The sequence below is a fragment of the Oricola indica genome (assembly GCF_019966595.1).
Classification (GTDB): domain Bacteria; phylum Pseudomonadota; class Alphaproteobacteria; order Rhizobiales; family Rhizobiaceae; genus Oricola; species Oricola indica.
On sequence record NZ_JAINFJ010000014.1, the window covers coordinates 19,214 to 37,095 of the forward strand.

9 protein-coding genes are annotated in these 17,882 nt (G+C 62.8%); 1 reads left to right on the plus strand and 8 read right to left on the minus strand.

Going from position 1 to position 17,882, the window contains the following annotated elements:
* From LC343_RS22225 to LC343_RS22235, 3 genes are all read right to left on the minus strand, one after another.
* Positions 1-6,707, minus strand: a 6,707-nt coding sequence (locus LC343_RS22225; protein WP_223479377.1) for a two-partner secretion domain-containing protein, incomplete at its 3' end; no start/stop codon positions are given.
* 25 nt (positions 6,708-6,732) lie between these two features.
* Positions 6,733-8,433, minus strand: a complete 1,701-nt coding sequence (locus LC343_RS22230) for a ShlB/FhaC/HecB family hemolysin secretion/activation protein (RefSeq protein WP_223479378.1) — start codon at positions 8,431-8,433, stop codon at positions 6,733-6,735.
* Positions 8,434-8,642: 209 nt separating this feature from the next.
* On the minus strand, positions 8,643-10,220 hold the full coding sequence (locus LC343_RS22235) for a winged helix-turn-helix domain-containing protein (protein WP_223479379.1): 1,578 nt from the start codon (positions 10,218-10,220) through the stop codon (positions 8,643-8,645).
* 217 nt (positions 10,221-10,437) lie between these two features.
* On the opposite strand from LC343_RS22235, the gene LC343_RS22240 reads away from it, so the two are divergent.
* On the plus strand, positions 10,438-10,644 hold the full coding sequence (locus LC343_RS22240; RefSeq protein ID WP_223479380.1) for a ThuA domain-containing protein: 207 nt from the start codon (positions 10,438-10,440) through the stop codon (positions 10,642-10,644).
* 148 nt (positions 10,645-10,792) lie between these two features.
* On the opposite strand, the gene LC343_RS22245 is transcribed toward LC343_RS22240, so the two are convergent.
* From LC343_RS22245 to LC343_RS22265, 5 genes are read right to left on the minus strand one after another with little or no spacing between them, the layout of a single operon-like run.
* On the minus strand, positions 10,793-12,496 hold the full coding sequence (locus LC343_RS22245) for a dihydroxy-acid dehydratase (protein WP_223479381.1): 1,704 nt from the start codon (positions 12,494-12,496) through the stop codon (positions 10,793-10,795).
* Complete coding sequence (locus LC343_RS22250) at positions 12,489-13,946, minus strand: NAD-dependent succinate-semialdehyde dehydrogenase (protein ID WP_223479382.1); 1,458 nt, start codon at positions 13,944-13,946, stop codon at positions 12,489-12,491. The genes LC343_RS22245 and LC343_RS22250 overlap by 8 nt, the downstream gene beginning before the upstream one ends.
* 29 nt (positions 13,947-13,975) lie before the next feature.
* Positions 13,976-15,868, minus strand: a complete 1,893-nt coding sequence (locus LC343_RS22255) for a thiamine pyrophosphate-binding protein (protein ID WP_223479383.1) — start codon at positions 15,866-15,868, stop codon at positions 13,976-13,978.
* Positions 15,869-15,871: 3 nt separating this feature from the next.
* Positions 15,872-16,957, minus strand: coding sequence for a Gfo/Idh/MocA family protein (locus LC343_RS22260; protein ID WP_223479384.1), 1,086 nt, complete (start codon positions 16,955-16,957; stop codon positions 15,872-15,874).
* Complete coding sequence (locus LC343_RS22265; protein ID WP_223479385.1) at positions 16,933-17,694, minus strand: IclR family transcriptional regulator; 762 nt, start codon at positions 17,692-17,694, stop codon at positions 16,933-16,935. Before LC343_RS22265 ends, LC343_RS22260 begins: the two co-directional genes overlap by 25 nt.
* Between the last annotated feature and the right edge of the window lie 188 nt (positions 17,695-17,882).

A 17,882-nucleotide genomic window follows, 5' to 3' on the forward strand; every position in this document is an offset into this window, starting at 1 on the left:
GACGATGGCCGTGTCGGGGCCGCGTTCGGTGTCGTGGTCTTGCCCGCATCGCTCGATGACGATGTGGATGATTTCGACGACGAGTCGTCCTGTTTCGTGGTCTTGCCCGCATCGCTTGATGACGATGCGGATGTTTTCGACGACGAGTCGTCCTGCGTCGTGGTCTTGCCCGCATCGCTTGATGACGATGTGGACGATTTCGATGACGAGTCGTCTTGCGTGGTAGTCTTGTCCGTGTCGTTACCGGAGTTGCTGCTGGTCGTCTTCGACTTCTTCTGAACTTCGACTCCGACGCCGATCTCCAGCCCGAACTGGGTGGAGTCGATTGTGGATTCCGCGGACGAGACCGTCAGATCCCCTCCATTCGAATCCACGCTCCCGCCATTCGCATTGACCTGGGTTCCCTCTATCTTGATCCCGTCTCCCTTGACATTGAAACTGCCACCCGAGTTGAAGGTGCCACCCTCTTTCTCCACGATGGTGGTGTCCTCGACTTCGATCGAACCCTCGATATCAACTGTACCAAGCAGGGTGTCGACAATCCCCGGATCCTTCTTCTCGTTTTCCGTCTCACTCGAATCTTTCTCGTCCGACTTGCCGGTCGGTGCAGGCGTCGTGGTCTTGCTGCCGTCGCTTTGGCTGGAGTTCCCGCCGTTGCTTGAGTCCGAATCCGAAGACCCACCCGAGTCCTTTGTTCCCTGGCCTGTCTTGTTTGTGCCGATATCAAGGCTTAGCCCCACGCTCACATCGATATCGGTGGATTGTTTTTCGTAGGTGCTGGTCGCGGCCTCCAAGGAAACCGAGCCGCCATTTGCGGATATATCCGTCTCCTCGGTGACATTCGCCTCGCCGCCGACGATCGTTACGCCCCCATTCGTCGAGGTGACCGTCAGATTCTGCGCGTTATAGGTGGATTGGACGGCCTCGTTTGTCGTCTCGTTGGATGTCGAATACTGGACGGACGCACCGACATCGCCGCTTTGCCCCGAATTGCTCAGCCCCCCATCGACATTGTCCTGGACTTCGCTTGATCCGGCTTGCGTGCCACCGATTCCGACCTCCACGGACACGCTTTCGGATTCACGGTGGTATGTGTTCGTGGCAGTATCCAGCTTTACCTCGCCGCCGCTTAGGTTGACGTCGCCAGACTTTGCGTAAAAATCGGTCCCCTCAGACGCCAGCTTGCCGGTCTCGCCCTCGGAACCCGTTGCTGTGACTGTGATGCTGCTGTCCGGGCTCGACAATTGGGTCGTATCGGCCTCCGAGTAGCTTTCCTCGCTGGAGGAGAAAGCACCGCTCCCGGAGACGGAGAGCGCCTTCTTTCCGACAGTCACGCTGCCGCCGCCCGAGGTGGACTGTTCCTTCGTCTCGTAGGTGTTCTCTGCAGCGTTCAGGGTAACATCCTTACCGGAGATCACGACTCCTCCGCCACCGTCGACCTTGGTGCCGGTCAGACTGGTTCCACCCTGTCCGCCGTCGATCGTGACGCCGCCAGACCTGGTGGCTAGTGTTGCCGTATCCTGGTTGGTGATCTTCACATTCGGATCATCACCATCGAGTTCAGTTGAATGGCCTTCGCCTTCCAGTGATACGCTCTGGTCGACCACGTCATAGCTGGCTCGACCGCTTCCGCCGGTTTCACTTGTCGTGCGCGTATCGGTGGTTTCGGCCACTGTTACATCGACACCGGCTCTTGACTTAATCTCAATGCCCTTATCCGCCGAAAGCTCCGCCCCCTCAATCGTGATACCGTCGCCTGTGGCGCCGCTCGTGATGGTGATCTTTCCCGAGCGCGAGGTCATGTCGGAAGTCACTGCCTCTTCGTTGACAACCGTGTCGGTGGTTTCGTTGTGCTCGGCGGAAACATAGACCTCCGCGCCGGGCACGATATCGTCGATGTTCTGCGGGCTGAGTCCGTCCATCTCCGGGTCGAGATCGACATTCGTGTTTTCGCGTTCCTCTTGCGCCGCATCGGGGTCGTTTTCCTCGATCGCCGCGATGCGCCTTTTCTCGTCTTCGGCAAGCACCTTGTCCTGCACGTCGTCGATGGCTCCGCCGATCGTGCTGTAATCGACGGCCACGCCGGCCCTGACGCTTGTCTCGGATCCTTCCTGCGTGACCGTGGTGGTATCGGTCGGCGCCTCGACGGAGACGCCGTCATCGCCGTTGATCGAGATATCGCCTTCGACGTCATACACGGTGCCCCGGTCGGTCACGGTGCCCGATGCGTTGATTTCGACTTCGCCGGCCGAGATGGTGGTGGAGCGGTTCTCGGTCGCGTTGAGCGTCGTCGTGCTGGAATCGACATCCACCCCGCCTTCCACCACGAGCTCATTGGTATCGACGCTGCCTCCAAGAACCCCTGTGGTCTCTGTCGTAGTCGTCGAAAATTCCGTCTCCGTCTGGTGCGTCTCGATCGTGACGTCCTTGGAATCGATCTTCAGCTTCCCGCCGACACTGACATCGCTGCCGGTTATGGTGACGCTGGAATCGTCATCTTGGCCATCGGCTTCGTCGCCGCCATTGATGGTTAGCGAACCCTCTACATTGATATCGCTGGCGCGGGACGTTTCCTGGTAGAGCTCGTCGGTGGTCGTCTCGCTGGTGTAGACCTCGATCGAACCGCTGGCACCGGCGGAATCCTCTCCCGTTTCGTCTTCGTCGCTGGGCGCGCCCGAACGTGTCTGGCCGCCGAGTACGCTGCCCCGGTCCGTCTCCGTTTGGGTGACATCCACGGTTTCGGTCGCCGCCTCGATAGTGACGTCCCTCGACGTTATCGTCGCGTTACCGACCGATACGTCGGATCCGGAAATCCGCACGGAATCTGCTGCCTGAACCTCGCCGTTCTCGTCCACGCCGTTGCTTATCGTGACATTTTCGCCGAAATCGACGTTCGAGCCGCGCTCGGTCGTCACTGTGCCTTCGACCGTCGTTTCGCCGGTACCGAAGAGGACGATCGATCCGTCGTCTCGCTTTTCATAGATGTCCGACCGCTCGGTCGTTTCCGATACAGTCGTCGTCTCCGTCTGCGACTCGATGACGACATTGGCCGCGTTGATATCGCTATCGCCCTCGACATCCACATCGCTGCCCCTGACAGTAACCTGATTGCCGGCATTGACCGTGAGGTTCCCGCCAACGCTGAGCCCGCTACCCTCGACCTCGGTATCGACCACGACGGTACGCGTAGTCGAGCTTTCTTCTCCGAGGCCTCCGTCCGTCTGTTCGGTCGTTATTGTCGTGGACTTCTCCTCGATTCCCTCCAGAGTCACGTCCTGGGCATTCAGTTCCGTATCGCCACCGCTGCCAAGCTCGCCGCCGCTGGACACGATCTCGTCTCTCGCGGAGATCGTCAGATCGTCACGCGCGGTTATCGTCGCGGTATCGCCGACCTGGGTTTCGACGGCTTCGCCGCTCGAGTCGCGAGCGTCGGATGTCAGCGTCTTGTTGACGACCGAGCCTTCGCGGCTTTCCAGCGTGACTGAACCGCCGCTGATTTCCGCGCTCAGATTGGTGATATCGCCATCGGCCGTGATGGTGACGTCCTCGCCCGCCTCGATTCGGCCAAGCTCGTTGGTGACTTCGCCGCCCGAGTTGACCGTCAGGTCGTTGCTCGCCAGCAACGTTCCTTCATTGGTGACCGAGCCTGCGGTATCCAGCTTGATGTCTGTGGCTGCGAGAAGCGCGCCGCCGACGATCGTCGTGTCGCGGTTCGCCGCGAGATAGAGTTTGGGGGCCAATACGGTCATGCCGTCGACCTCGGTTTCGACGAGCAGAACCACGTCTTCCTGCAGATTGGCCATCTGGTCGGGCGTCAGCGCGACGCCAATGCCGATATTCAGATCGCCGCGCAGCGACTCGCCGCGCTCGAGCAGGTACTTGTATTGCTCTTCCTCGCTCCCCAGCCCCTGGGCCACGAAACGCTGACCGGTTGCGCTCAGGATCTGCTGCCGCAGGTAGAGCTGTTCATAGTAGGAATCGCCGAGGAACTGGTACTCGGCAACATTCACACCCATCTGGGCAAGGAAATCCGAAGAACCATACAGGCCGGAAACGGAGAACCGCGGATCGGTCTGGAAAACGAATTGCGCGTTGGGGTCGGGGTTTTGAACGACCAGCGGATTGTTGCTGACAAGGCTGGCGGCATCGGGTGGCGAAAGCGAGGATTCGCCCGCGGAAAGGCTCGTGCTACCCTCTCGTTGGTGCGCCCCGTTGTTGACGTTCTGGATAGACATCCCGCCGGTAACGGCCAATGTTCCGCCAGCCTCGACGGCCGACCGTATTCCGGTATTGCCGGTGTAGTGAACGGGCTGATCGATATCGTCGTAGCTTTTCAGGTACTCGTCGCCGATAATGACGCCCCCGACGGGCCCTGTTGTTGTCGAGACGTAGCTGAAACAAATCTTGCCCGGATCATAACAGGCAATTCCAAGATTGGATCCCTGCCGATACGTGACGCCATAGGTCGGCGTCGTCGTAAGGGTCTTGAAGTGACCTTCCCCGGTCCAGGAATCCCTTTCGAATTCGGCCAGCGTCGTGATCGTGTAGATTGCCTGGGATTCATTGACGAATGTCGCCAGCGGGTCGCCGCCCGTATCCGTCGGACCGCTGATTGTCACGTTCTGCGCGGCCGAGATGATGCTTGCCTTGTTGAGCGCGCTGTCCAGTACGTAAATTTCGATGTCGCCGCCGGCCAGCAACTGGCTGCGGTAGTCGGTTGGCGATTCCTCGATTGTCTGGGTCGTTTGGGTCGCGATTCGGGCGCACGTCTGGTTGACATGTTCGTCGAAATTGCCTTCGTCGAATGATCCGCATGAGTCTACGAGGTGAATCAACTGGCTACCGACAACGATAAAGTCGTCCCAGCCCGTATCGGCTATCAACACGGGGGCTCCATCGGTGACGACCGCCGGCGTGCCGGTGTTCTCGAAGACCTCCGCATAGATCGACACATTGCCGTTGAAGCTCTCGATCGAAGAATCGTAATTCCGGACGGTGCCCTGCGCCTGTGATATGTCGAGACCGCCAAGCGTGATCGGGCCTTCGATCGCGTAGAGATACGCATCGCTGGTGTTCTCGAAGCGTGTGGACGTGAGAATATCGATGCCGGAATAGGCATAGATCAGGCCATTGGTGCTGGAAACGTCCCTGTCGCCGTCTCCGGTATTTTCGATGATACCGGCAGTCAGGCTGCTCTTCGTCGAGTTGGAATTCGCGATGATGGCACCGGAATTATATATCCCCGCGAGACCGGCATTGATGACCGGCGCCAGTATCGTCGAGTCGGCATCGTTGGTCAGAATGCCGTCACCGCCAGGACCGTCGCGAAATTCGATCTCGGTGCCGGCCTGAAGCGTGCCACCGCTATTGGTGATGTGGTTCCAGCCTTCCAGGGTCAGCTTGCTTCCGGCGGCGACGAACCCGGCATTGGCGATCGTGTCCGTCGCGGTGAGGGTCACGTCGACGGATCCCTGGATGCCCTTGTCGGGCGCGGTGCTGTCGCTGTTCACGTCGATGGTGGACGCCGTGACGCTCAGCAGGCCGTCGCTCCTCAACAGCGAGTCGGAAATCTGGACAGTGTCCGCCGCCGTCGCGGTGAGGGTGGGCGCAGTCCCGCCATCGGGCGTCACCGAGCGCACGCTCGATCCGTTCAGAACCATCAGCGCCGTGCCGCTCAGCTGCAAATCGCCCTGCGATTCCAGATCGACGCCATCGATCTCGATGGGACCGCTGTCAGACGTGGCTGTCAGCGCGCCCTTCGAGCGAATCCGCGGGCGAGCGGAGGCGCCGGCATTCTTCTTGAAGACGAGCTTGCCGTCGGCCCGTATGGTCATCTCACCCGCATTGGCAGCGGCGTCGCCACGCAAACGCACCCCGACACCCGCCTCGGTGCCGATCAGTTTGATCCGGTCGGCATACATTCCGCCGAGCGCCGAGGAATCGATCCCGAATTCGGGTTTCCCATTGGGATTATCGGCCTTCGGCGTCGCGATACCGGTACCGTAGTCGTAGAGATTACGGCCCGCGGTTATGGTGAGGTTCTTGGCGTTGACCTGCCCGTTGATGATGACCGAACGGCTGACGATGTCGAAATAGTCGACCGTGCTCGCATCGAGGCCGTCTCCCTCGATTGCAACGTCTCCTCCGTCGACATCGATCGTGCCGAGTGACCCGTCGGGATTCAGAGACGGCTTTCCCGTGATGACCGTCGCGCCCGGAAATGCAAGGAAGCCGCAACCGCTGCAGGTGACGCCATTGGGATTGGCGAGGATGAAATCCGCGGCGCCGCCGACCAGTTCCTGCGGGCCGAGAAGGGACGACCGGCTGTTGCTGGTGATCTCGTTGAGGATCGTCTGCGCTTCGCCATTCGCCGAGAGATTGGGATTGGCCAGAACCGCGCCGGCCAGATCGGATGCGATCGGCGCGTCGCCGCCGTGGTTGTTGATGACCAGCCCTTCCGGACCGACATCGTATTGCGTGAAGACATTGTGGGAGAGCCCGGCCGCGTTCGGCGTGGCGATGTTCAGGACCGGCGTGTCTTCGGCTTCGCCTTCGACCACGACGGACGTGACCGACGTGTTGTTCTGCCCCGCCGGATCGATCTGGATTGTCGTCGATTGGGCAAGCGCCGGGGTCAAGGATGAGGAGCCAAGCAATGCAAGGCCGCACATCGACAGGTAACGGCCACTGAAAAATGTATTGCTCATGAAACTTTTCCCGGAGTTTCGTCGGTCAGTAATTCATGCCGAGCTTGAAATAGAAATCATTCACCGACCAATCGGTGTCGAACCCGTCCGGTCCGTAGATCGGCCGCCCGATCGCGGCGTCGAAATTCAGGTTGCCGCCGACCGCCCGAATGCCCAGAGCGCCGCCGAACAGCGTCGCGCCATCGACCACGCCGATGTCCTGCTGCTCGAAGACATGCCCGAAATCGGCAGCCAGATAGGGACGGATGCTGCCGATCATTTCGGTAAGCGTTTCATTACCGGTATCGGGCAGTATCGCGTAGATCTCGTTGCGCGAATAAAAGCCGGAAATGCCCGAAACGGACCTGTTTCGGAAACCGCGAACCGTGCTGACGCCGCCGATGGAAATCTGTTCCGTCCCCGGCAGCCGGTCGAAGGACATCTGCGCGGTCAGGTTCGAATTCGCGCCGAAAGCCATGGCGCCCGCGTCCCAAACCTTCGCGAAACTCGCGCCCGCATGGGTCAGCAGAAACGCGTCGTCGGCGCTCCCCGGAAATTCGGGATTGTTCTGCGCGCCGAACGCGGGCAGTCCGTGCGACACGCCGCCATCGACCGTGAATGTCGCGCCGGCGGCAAAGAATGTGTGCACGGCTGCGATATCCAGCACGGTGGTCACGCGACTGCTCGAGACCAGCTTCGAGCCTTCCACGTAATTCAGATTGTCCTTGCGGGTGAGGGTGCCCGTGAGCGTCGTCTTGCTCGTCTGGTCGCGTTTCAGCACCCTGGACAAGGAAAGCGTGGAGGTGTTGCCGTCGCCGTCGGTCTCGAAACTGTCGACCTCGCCCTGCAGCAGACTGGCATACTCGAAATTGCTGTAGCCTCCGGACAAGGTCCAGTATCCCCACGGCACCGAGTAATTGATGGCGTAGTTCTGGCTGAGTGCATTGTCGGAAGGCTTCTCCAGATTGCGGCCATAGGTCAGCGTCAGCTGATCGTTGAGGTGAAGGGGATTGTCGAAGACAAGCGTAGCGCTGCCCTTGATTTCGCCCGTGCCGGACGAACCGTGATTGTCGAAGTTGATGCTTCCCGACACGGGGCGGGACGGCTTGTTGTCCACGACAATGATCGACTGGCCAGCCTCTTCGCCCGGCAGCAGTCGCATCTTCGCGTTGTTCGACTGCAGCCTGTTGATCTGGTCGAGACCCTGCTCGATATCGCGAATATTCAGCAAGGTGCCCGCGAGGCCGGGAAACGACGTTCTCAAATTGACGTCTCCGGCGAGTTCGCCACGCACGATCTTGCCCGTGTAGCCCTCGATAACCTGCAGTTCGAGAGAGCCGTCGCCGAGGTCCTGCTCCGGGATGACGACACGCGATGTGATGTAGCCCTTGTCGATATAGAGGTTGGTCGTGGCGCGGACGATTTCGTTGATCTGGCCGAGGCCGATGCATCGGCCCTCGTAGGGAGCCACGATCGCTTTCTTCAGGTCTTCCGAAAGCCGGGTGGAGCCGACGATGTCGATCGTGTCGACCTCCAGGCAGTTTTCACCCGGCGGCGCCTGTTCGGCCCCGGACTGTTGCACCGGCTTCCTGCCGGGCGGACTGTACCGCAAGTCCTCATCGCGCTGCCTTCGCGCGTCTTCGAGCTGCTGCCTGCGCACCAGCTCTTCCTGCTGTTTTTGCAGGATCAACAGATCGGCCGGCGTCTGGGCTTTTGCCGGGACCGACACGACCGAGAGCAGACACACCGCCAGCATGCTGCAAGACACACGGCAACAATCGGCCTTCCCGAACCCGCTCCCGAGGTCCGAAAACCTCCTCAATCGACCTGCAGTCACGCGCCTTTTCCCCCGCACCTCTTTTCCGTCTTCGTAAATTCCGCACAATTGTTGCAGGACTATTTGATAACCGCGAGGAGCGCAGAAAGCTGCCGGTGCCACGCCGCAAGGCTGGTCCTTCAGAACAGGCCCGGTGCGACCTTGCGCACGTCCTCATGGATAAAATCGGCGCCGAAACGCCTGACCGCGAGATTGACCAGCGTCCGCAACGTGTTTTCGCGATGCGCGGGTTCCTGGAAAAGGCGCGCCGAAATGTAGCTCACGTGGCGGAGCAATCCGTCGAGTTTCTTCCGGGACAACGCCAAAGTGACACCCTTGGCGCTCAGTGAAGGGCGATCCGGGTCGGAGAAAAGCGGCTCGAACACGAAACGCGTGGCGGCATTGGCACGATACATCCTGCGCGTCGCCTCGAACAATTTGTCCCTTTCTCCGGCAGCCATGAGCACCTGGCAAAGGAGCACCAGTACATAGATATGAAACTGGGATCGCGGCGTGCACAACGCCTCGGCCTGAAGCAGATGGTTCTGCGCGATATCCATGTCGCCGACAAAGCCGCGCAGTTGCCCGGAGATCGCCAGGGACGAGGCGACGGACGTGCTTTCGCGAAGCGACCTGTCTGCGAGTTCAAGCGCCAGATCCCGATAACCCCGATCGACGAAATAGAGCAGTTTCGCCGCCATCGCCGAATATTCCGGCTGCGCTTGAACGAAGGGAAGCGCTTCCGTGACAAGGCGCTCGATCTCGGCCTCGTCCTCGGCGCATGTGTCTTTCCCGGTCCTGAACAGCCGCGGGCCGAGCAGGACGTATTTCGTATGCAGATGAGATGCGTAGAACATCTTCAGGACCGGGTCGTCAGGCGTTTCGGCCATCAGCGCCTTCAGCCGCCGGTCATTGTCGGGCCAGGGTTGGTCCTCCAGTTTCTCCGGCCGTCCCGCCACATGCATCGCCACCGGCAGCGGCATGGACATGACCGCATCGTCCGCCGACGTCTTCCAGCACTTGGCCAGAATGGCCGGAGCCAGCCGCCGGGCTTGCGAGGAAAGCTCGGCAAGCGCGGAGTTGTCGGATGGAATACGCACGCGTTCGACATGACAAATGCGCCAGTCGAGATCGTTTCGCGCGGTCAGGACGCATTCGGTGCTTTCGCCGTCCCTGAAGAAACCCAGCTGAATACTGATCTCCGGGCCAGCCGCCCTGGCTTTCTCCGGCGCCTGGTAGCTCTCCTGAAATGCCGCGAGCTTCCCGCTTCCAAGATGCTGCTGGAGTTCATTGACGAGGTAACGCGCGAACGTCCGGCCGGTCTGTTCGTGCCCTTCCAGACTTGCAAGCCCCAACAGCGGTCCGACGACGAGATGGGCTTCGCCCGCCTCCGACGCCGCCTGATCGTCCTGGAATATCCACTGATAGCCCTCGCCGTAATGGGTCGCGATGAATTTCGGCGAGCGGGCGCTGTCACGCAGCTTCCGCCTGATCCTGTTGATCACGAAATCGATATTGCGATCGCTGCTGTCCGAGCCGGTCTCGGCCATTGCGTCGAGAAGTTGGCTGCGGCTGAGGATACGGGTCGGGTTTCGAAAGAGATAGTCGAGAACTTTTCTTTCGGCCCGGGTGAAGTGCACCACGTCGCCGGATCCGAAAGTGACCGAGGCGCGGTCTTCACTGAACGCCACACTCGCGGGATCGTCGTCCCCGATCATGAGACGACCCGGAATGCCGCATCGGCATTCTTATGCGCTTTCGACAAGCAACAGCTTTGTTGGATTCCCAAAAGGCTCACGCAATATTTCGCCCGGGATAATCCATTAGAAACACAAGGATTTTCCTGCCCCGGACCTTCCCCAAGGAAAGCTAACGATGCGAGACGCGCATTGTCAATGTCGGGGCAGAAACGGCACATGCGAGAGCTTGTATCGCATGCCCGGCGTCGAAGTTCTGGCCGTCACGCGCTTCGACGACAATCCATATCCGTGGATCAACGGCGTGGTTATGCCGACAGTGTGGAGAAAGAAGTTTGGCCGGGGAAAGGTATTTTTCAGCGCACTTGGCCATGGACCCGACGAATTCGAACACGAGGCCATGCGAGAGATCCTTCGCCGCGGGCTGCTCTGGGCAAGCCGCTAGTCGAAACGGAAGCAATGCCATGTTGCGGAACTGACGTTCCGAAACTCAAAACCGTGTCCGGATGTAACCCAAAGCGGCCGTAAGGCCGCCGCCGCTCAATTCTCTCCCTATTTCGGATCCCACATCGGCCTGCGTTGGCTGATATGGCCTACGAATGTCTCAAGAAATCGAAATCGCAGCCCAGCGTCGCCGGAAGGACGCTGTCGCGGTAGAGTTTCGCGTAGCCGCGGTCGGCGGGCTTGTCGCCGGCTGCGATGGCCGGTTTTCGTGTGGCGAGTTCCGCCGGATCGACCAGCAGGTCGATGCTTTTCCGTGATGCCGAGAGGCGGATGCGATCCCCGTCCCGGACCAGCGCCAGCGGGCCGCCCACATCGGCTTCCGGCGTCACATGCAGCACGATCGTGCCGAAGGCGGTGCCGCTCATGCGCGCGTCCGAGATGCGCACCATGTCCTTGACGCCCTGGCGGGCGAGCTTTTTCGGGATCGGAAGGTATCCGGCTTCGGGCATGCCCGAAGCACTGCGCGGACCGGCATTCTGAAGCACCAGTATGTCGTCGGCGGTAACGTCGAGATCGGGATCGTCGATCCTGTTGGCGAGGTCCTCCAGCGAGGAGAACACAACGGCGCGGCCCTCGTGTTCGAGCAGGCCCGGCGTCGCCGCCGCGCGCTTGAGGATCGCGCCTTCGGGCGCCAGCGTCCCGGTCAGCGCGATCAGTCCGCCGACCGGGTTGACCGGCGAGTCCGCGGTGCGGATGAAGCTGGCGTCGATCGGGTCGGCGAGGGGACGGGCGAGCCGGTCTTCCATGGTCAGACCGGTGACATCGGCGCAGCCGGCGTTCAGCTTGCCGGCAATGCCGCGCAGCACGCCGTCGAGGCCGCCGGCGGTGTGGAAATCCTCCATGTAGCCGGAGCCGACCGGTTTCAGGTCGACCAGCACCGGCGTCTCGTCGCTGAGTGCGTTGAACCGCTCCAGATCGATATCGATGCCGAGGCGTCCGGCAATCGCCGCCAGGTGGATGACGGCGTTGGTCGAACCGGAGACGGCGAGCAACACGCGCAGGGCGTTCTCAACGGATTCCCTGGTGATCAGCTTGTCCGGCGTCGGACCGCCTGTCGTTGCCATTTTCGCGGCCAGCGCGCCCGTTTCCTCGGCCGCGCGCAGCCGGTCGGCGTGAACGGCGGGGATCGCGGCCGTGCCGGGCAGCATCATGCCAAGCGTTTCGCCGATCAGCGCCATGGTGCTGGCCGTGCCCATCACGGCGCAAGTGCCGGCGGTGACCGCGAGGCGTCCCTCGACCTGGTTGATCTCCTCGTCGTCGACCGTGCCGGCGCGGTAATTGGCCCAGAATCGGCGGCAGTCGGTACACGCGCCGAGGCGCTCGCCGCGATGGCGCCCGGTCATCATCGGCCCGGCGACGACCAATGATGCGGGCTTGCCGGCCGAAGCGGCGCCCATCAGCAGGGCCGGAACGGTCTTGTCGCAGCCACCCATCAGCACGACCGAATCCATTGGCTGGGCGCGGATCATTTCTTCGACGGCCATCGCCATCAGGTTGCGGTAGACCAGCGAGGTTGGGCTCAGGAAGACTTCGCCCAGCGAGATGACGGGGAAGGGCACCGGCAGCGCGCCGGCCGCCAGCACGCCGCGCTTCACCGCCTCCAGCATTTCCGGGAAATGCCGGTGGCAGTTGTTGAAGCCGCTTTCGGTGGTGCAGATGCCGACGATCGGCTTGTCGAGCGACGCGTCGGTGTAGCCCATCGACTTGGCGAAGGAGCGGCGCAGATAGCGCGCGAAATCCCGGTCGCCGTAATTGGTCAGGCCGTTGTCGAGTCCCTTTGGTTTCTCAGACATGGACGGCTCCACGCACCAGCTTGTGGCGAATGTATTTCGGCGTCAGGTAATCGAGAATGCCCAGCGAACCGCCCTCGCGTCCGAAGCCGCTTTCCTTGACGCCGCCGAACGGCGCTTCTGCCGTCGCGAGAAGGGTCTCGTTGACGCCGACCATGCCGGCTTCGAGCGCCTCGGCGGTCTGCGAGGCGAGCGCGCCGTCATGGGTGAAGACGTAGGACGCAAGGCCGAAGGGCGTCGAGTTGGCGCGGGCGATGACCTCGTCGAAATCGCTGAAGGCGGCGATCGGCGCAACCGGTGCGAAGGGTTCTTCGCTCATGATCGCGGCGTCGTCCGGCACGCCGGCGATCACGGTCGGCGCGAGGAAGTGGCCCTTGTCGAGCCCCTCGGGCCGTCCGCCGCCGGCCATCAGCCGGCCGCCCTTCGCCCGGGCGTCCTCTATCAGCCGCAACGCGCTGTCGAGCGCGCGCCGGCGGATCATCGGACCGGTGGTCACGCCGTCTTCCAGCCCGTCGCCGACGACCAGCTTCCGGGCATATTCGGCAAAGGCCTGTTCGAACGGTTCGCGGATCGATTCATGCACATAGAAGCGGCTCGGCGAGATGCAGACCTGGCCGCAATTGCGGAACTTGGTCGCGGCAAGCTTTTCAGCCGCGGCGACGGGATCGAAATCGGAATGCACGATGACCGGGGCGTGGCCGCCCAGCTCCAGCGTGACCTTCTTCACGCCGGCGGCGCACTGGCGCAGCACTTCCTTGCCGACCGGCACCGAGCCGGTCAGCGAGACCTTTCGGATCACCGGCGAGGCGATCAGCTTTTCGACCATCGGTACGGGATCGCCGGTCAGGATCGACAGCGCCCCGGCGGGCAGGCCGGCATCGAGCAGCGCCTGCGCCAGAACCATGCAGGAGCCGGGCGCCTCGGAGGCGGGCCGCGCGATCACCGAACAGCCGGCGGCGAGCGCGGCTGCGATCTTGCGCGCCGGCAGCAGCGCCGGGAAGTTCCAGGCCGACAGCGCTAGGCAGGGGCCGACGGGCTGGTGGATGACGCTGAGGCGTTCGTCCGCGGCACGGCCGGGGATCGTCTGGCCGTAAGTGCGCTTCGCCTCCTCGCCATACCATTCGAACTGGTCGGCCGACGCATTGATCTCGGCGCGGGCCTCGGCCAGCGGCTTGCCGGTCTCGGTGCTCATGACGCGGGCCGCGTCTTCGATGCGCTCGCGCAGCAGGTCGGCCGTGCGTCGCAGGATCGCGGCGCGGTTCCAGGCCGAAACCGACGACCAGACGCGAAAGCCCTCGGCAGCGAATTTCAGCGCGGCGGCGATGTCCGCGTCGCCTGCGGCGGGCACAGTGCCGATGCGCTCCTCGCTGACCGGGCTGAACACCTCCAGCGTGGCGTTGTCCGCCGCCGCTTTCCATTCCCCGTCGATCAGTAGGCCGTATGCCTCGTACATAGTGTCTCCCCTGGAGTTTGCCTGGCCGTTCAGACGGCCGTGTTCTGGTAGAGTTTCTGGACGTCGTCGCACCAGTTGCCGACGTTCCAGCGCCCGTAGGCGCCCATGCCGCCGCGCGGATCCGTGCCGTAATAGACCGGCACGTGAATGAGGCTGAGCCCCTTGTGGGCGTGTGCCTCGGCGAGCGCGTCCCTCAGCATTTCCGCTGTCGTGCCGCCCCACAGCGCCTTCACGCCGGTGACGGAGGCGGCCATGGCGACATAATCGACGGCGACGCTGTCGCTGGTTCGGAAGTCGCGTCCGTACTGCGCCTCCTGCAGCGAACTGATCGCCGCCATGCGACGGTTGTCGAACAGCAGGATCGTGGCGTGGACGCCGTGCTCGACGCCGTCGATGAGTACCTGCGGATTCATCATGAAGGAGCCGTCGCCGGTGAACGCCACCATGTAGCGACCCTTTCCGGCGAGCGCGCCGGCCGTGAGCGCCGACACCGCGAAGCCCATATAGGAGGCGCCGCTCTCGGTGTAGCTTTCGCCGGGGGCGTCGTCCTCGACGATCTGGAAACCGTTGGCCTGCACGTCGCCGGCATCGAACAGCTTGATCGCGGCGACGGACTTGCAGAAGTCGGCGGCGACCTTGATCGCCTGCGGCTGCGTCAAAACGGGTTCGCCCCAGACCGGATCGGCGAGCGGGCCGGCGTCGTATTGCGCGTGCTTGAAGGTCTGCCACTCGCGCTTCTTCTCGAGGCAGTCGGCGAGCCAGTCCGCCTTGTTATCCTTCGCGGCGCCGCCGTCGAGCGAGGCGCAGAGGCGTTCTGTCACCGCGCCGATGTCGCCAGTGAGCGCCACCGTGCGGTTGTAGTGCTGCACGTCTACGGGATCGGCGTTGATATTGATGACGTTTTCGACCCGCGGCCAGCCGGTGCCCGAACAGTCGCTCTGGCAAACCGCGCGGCTGCCGATGACGATCAGCAGGTCGGCCTCGTCCATGGCGTAGTTGCCGGAGATCGATCCCTTCGACCCGCCCACATGCATATTGCGCTCATCGGCGTCGGGCAGGATGCCGGTCGAGCCCGGGCTTTGCACGACCACCGCGCCGGATGCTTCCGCCAGCCGGCGGACTTGCTCGGCGAAGGGCCGGGAGCCGCCGCCTGCCTTGATGGCGACACGCGACGCCCTGGCGATCAAATCGACGGCCTCGGAGAAAACGGCCGGTTCGGCCGGGCTCTGCGGTGCGAATTCCGGGCGCAGCGGCAGCGCATCGAGCCTCAGGGTCGCCGACGCCGGCTGGGTGTTGAGCGGCAGGTTGAGATAGAAGGGGCTCGGCTTCCAGGGATGAAACACGGCGGAAGCGCCCTTGCGCAGCGCATCGCGGACCGCGCCGGGCGAATGTAGCGTGTACGACGCGCCCATCGCCGCCGTAATCTGCCCGAACAGGCCCTGGCCGGGCTTGGGCACCTGCTGCATGTTGTAGCCCTCGCCATGCGTCGTCTCGTCACCATAGATGTGATAGACGCCGACGCCGTTCGACGCGGCGGCGAGCGAGCCGGCCATGGCCTGCAGCGCACCCGGGCCGATGGACGTGACGACGGCGCATGCCTCGCCGTAGATCCAGCGCAGCGCCGTTCCCGCATGCGCCATTGCGACCTCGTTGCGGAACTGGAATGTGCGCACCAGTCCTGCGGCCTCATAGGCACGCAGCACCTCACCGAGCGCGGTCGAGCCGTGGCCGAAGATCGCGAGATAGGTCGTGACCCCCTGTCGCATGAGTCCGAGGACGAGGGCCTCGGCCATCGGAATGGTGACGGTTTCGCCGAGCGTGCCACCGGCAATCGCCGCGTCCAGCCCGCCGGCCTCGGCGAGAAAGGCAGCGCGGGCCTCGGTCGTGTCGGGGAAGGGTGCGGATGAGCTGCGTGCGTCCATGGGTCAGGCGGCCTCCCGTGGCCCGAATTCGACAGGCTTGCCGGTTTGCGCGGACTCTTCGGCGGCCAGCGCGAAACGGAGAACCTGGCGGCCCTCGTCGGCGGTAAGAACCGGTCGGCCGCCGTTCGTCAGAACGTCGATGTAATGCCGCGTCGAAAGGACGAAGCTCTCTTCCCAGCCGGTCGCGAGGTCGTGCCACGTGGTGATCTGGCCATCGCGGTAGAGCGCGACCGGTGGTGGATCGCCAAGCCGTCCATGTCCGCAATTGATCCAGATGACGCCCTTGGTGCCGGTGATCTCGACGCGATCGTCCTGGGCGTAGTGGCGGGTGATGATCTCCAGTTCCGGTGAGTAGACCACCTCGAGATTGCCGATACGTCCGCCGGAAAACCGGAAGGAGACGATCGACGGCGCGTCGAGGACGGAGCCGCTGGCGGTCTCGGTCCGGCCGATAAAGGCGTGGACGGCTTCCGGGTTGCCCATGAAGTGCCATGCGAGCGCGAATTTGTGGTGGCCGTCGTCGAAGACCAGCGGTCCGCCGCCCGAATGCGCCTTCTGCTGGCGCCAGGCATTCGCCGCTGCGGGCACCTCCCACGCGGTGGCGCTCTTGCCGGGATTGCTCTTGATGCGGATCGACAGCGGCGTGCCGATGGCGTCGGCGTCCACCAGTTCGCGCGCCTTGAGCACCGGCGGATAGAAGATGAAGTTCTCGAACACCTTGAAGGGCCGCTTTGACGCGGCGGCCACCTCGACCAGCCGGTCGGCCTCGTCCATCGACAGGCACATCGGCTTTTGCAGCGACACGGCCTTTCCGGCCTCGACTGCCTTTATCGCGGCGTCGAGGTGCAGGTGATGCGGTAGCAGAATCTCGACGAGGTCGACATCGTCGCGCGCGAGAAGCGCGTCCATGTCGTCGAGAATGGCGGCGTCGGCGCATCCCCAGGCGGCGGCGCGCGCCTCGGCCGCACCGCTGTCGCGGTCGCACAGCGCGACGATGTTCGCATCGGGATTGCGGCCGTATTCGATCGCGTGCAGGTCCGATATGCGGCCCGTGCCGACGATGCCTACGCCGATAGGCTTTCCTGCCATGAGGCGATGTCCTTTCCGTTATTGGCTGAAACCGACATGACGATCCGGCCGAGTTCCTCCAGCCGCGCGTCGTCGACACGCACGCTGGGGCCGGATACGCCGATGGCGGCGATCATGGTTCCGTTGGAGTCGTAGACCGGCCGCGCAACGCAGCGGATGCCCGGCGCGAACTCTTCGTCGTCGATGGCGTATCCGCGCTGGCGCGTGACGGCGATCTCCGCCTTGAGCCTGCCGGGCGCGGTGATGGTTGTGCGTGTATAGCTGGTCAGATCGTCCTGCGGGCGGGCGTCGCCGAAAGCCAGGAACGCCTTGCCGAGCGCCGTGCAGTGCAGCGGCGATAGCGACCCGATCGGGTGGTCGACCTTGAGCGGCAGGGTGGAATCGATCTTGTCGATGTACCAGACGCGCGATTCCACGAGGACGGCGAGATGCGCGCACTCATGCGTACGGGCGACGAGTTCCTCAAGCGCCGGGCGCCACGCCTCCTTGCAGGCGACGATGTCCTCGAGCGAGTGCTCGGAGCGGGCGGCGGGGGCGGCCTTGGCCGTCAGCCGGTAGCGGCGGCTGCCGTCCTGTTCGGCGTAACCGGCCGCGACCAGCGTCTTGAGAACATGCGCGGCATTGGACTTCTCCACACCAAGCGCGCCGGCGACATCCGTCAGCCGGACGGGATTGTCCTCGCTGCGCATGTAGTCGAGCGTGTCCAGCCCGCGGGTCAGTGATTGCAGTAGACGCATAATGGTCTGGTCCTTTTCGACGGTCTGTGACGTAAAGTTCAACATTTACATACCAAAAGTACAAGATAGTCAAACTAATGCGTCGCAGAGCGCCAATTTCGCTAAACTCGCCATATTTTACACCCATATGCAACACTTTTTGTTGACATAGGTGTTGGTTTAAGCGTGAATGCGGGCCGTATCGGCAA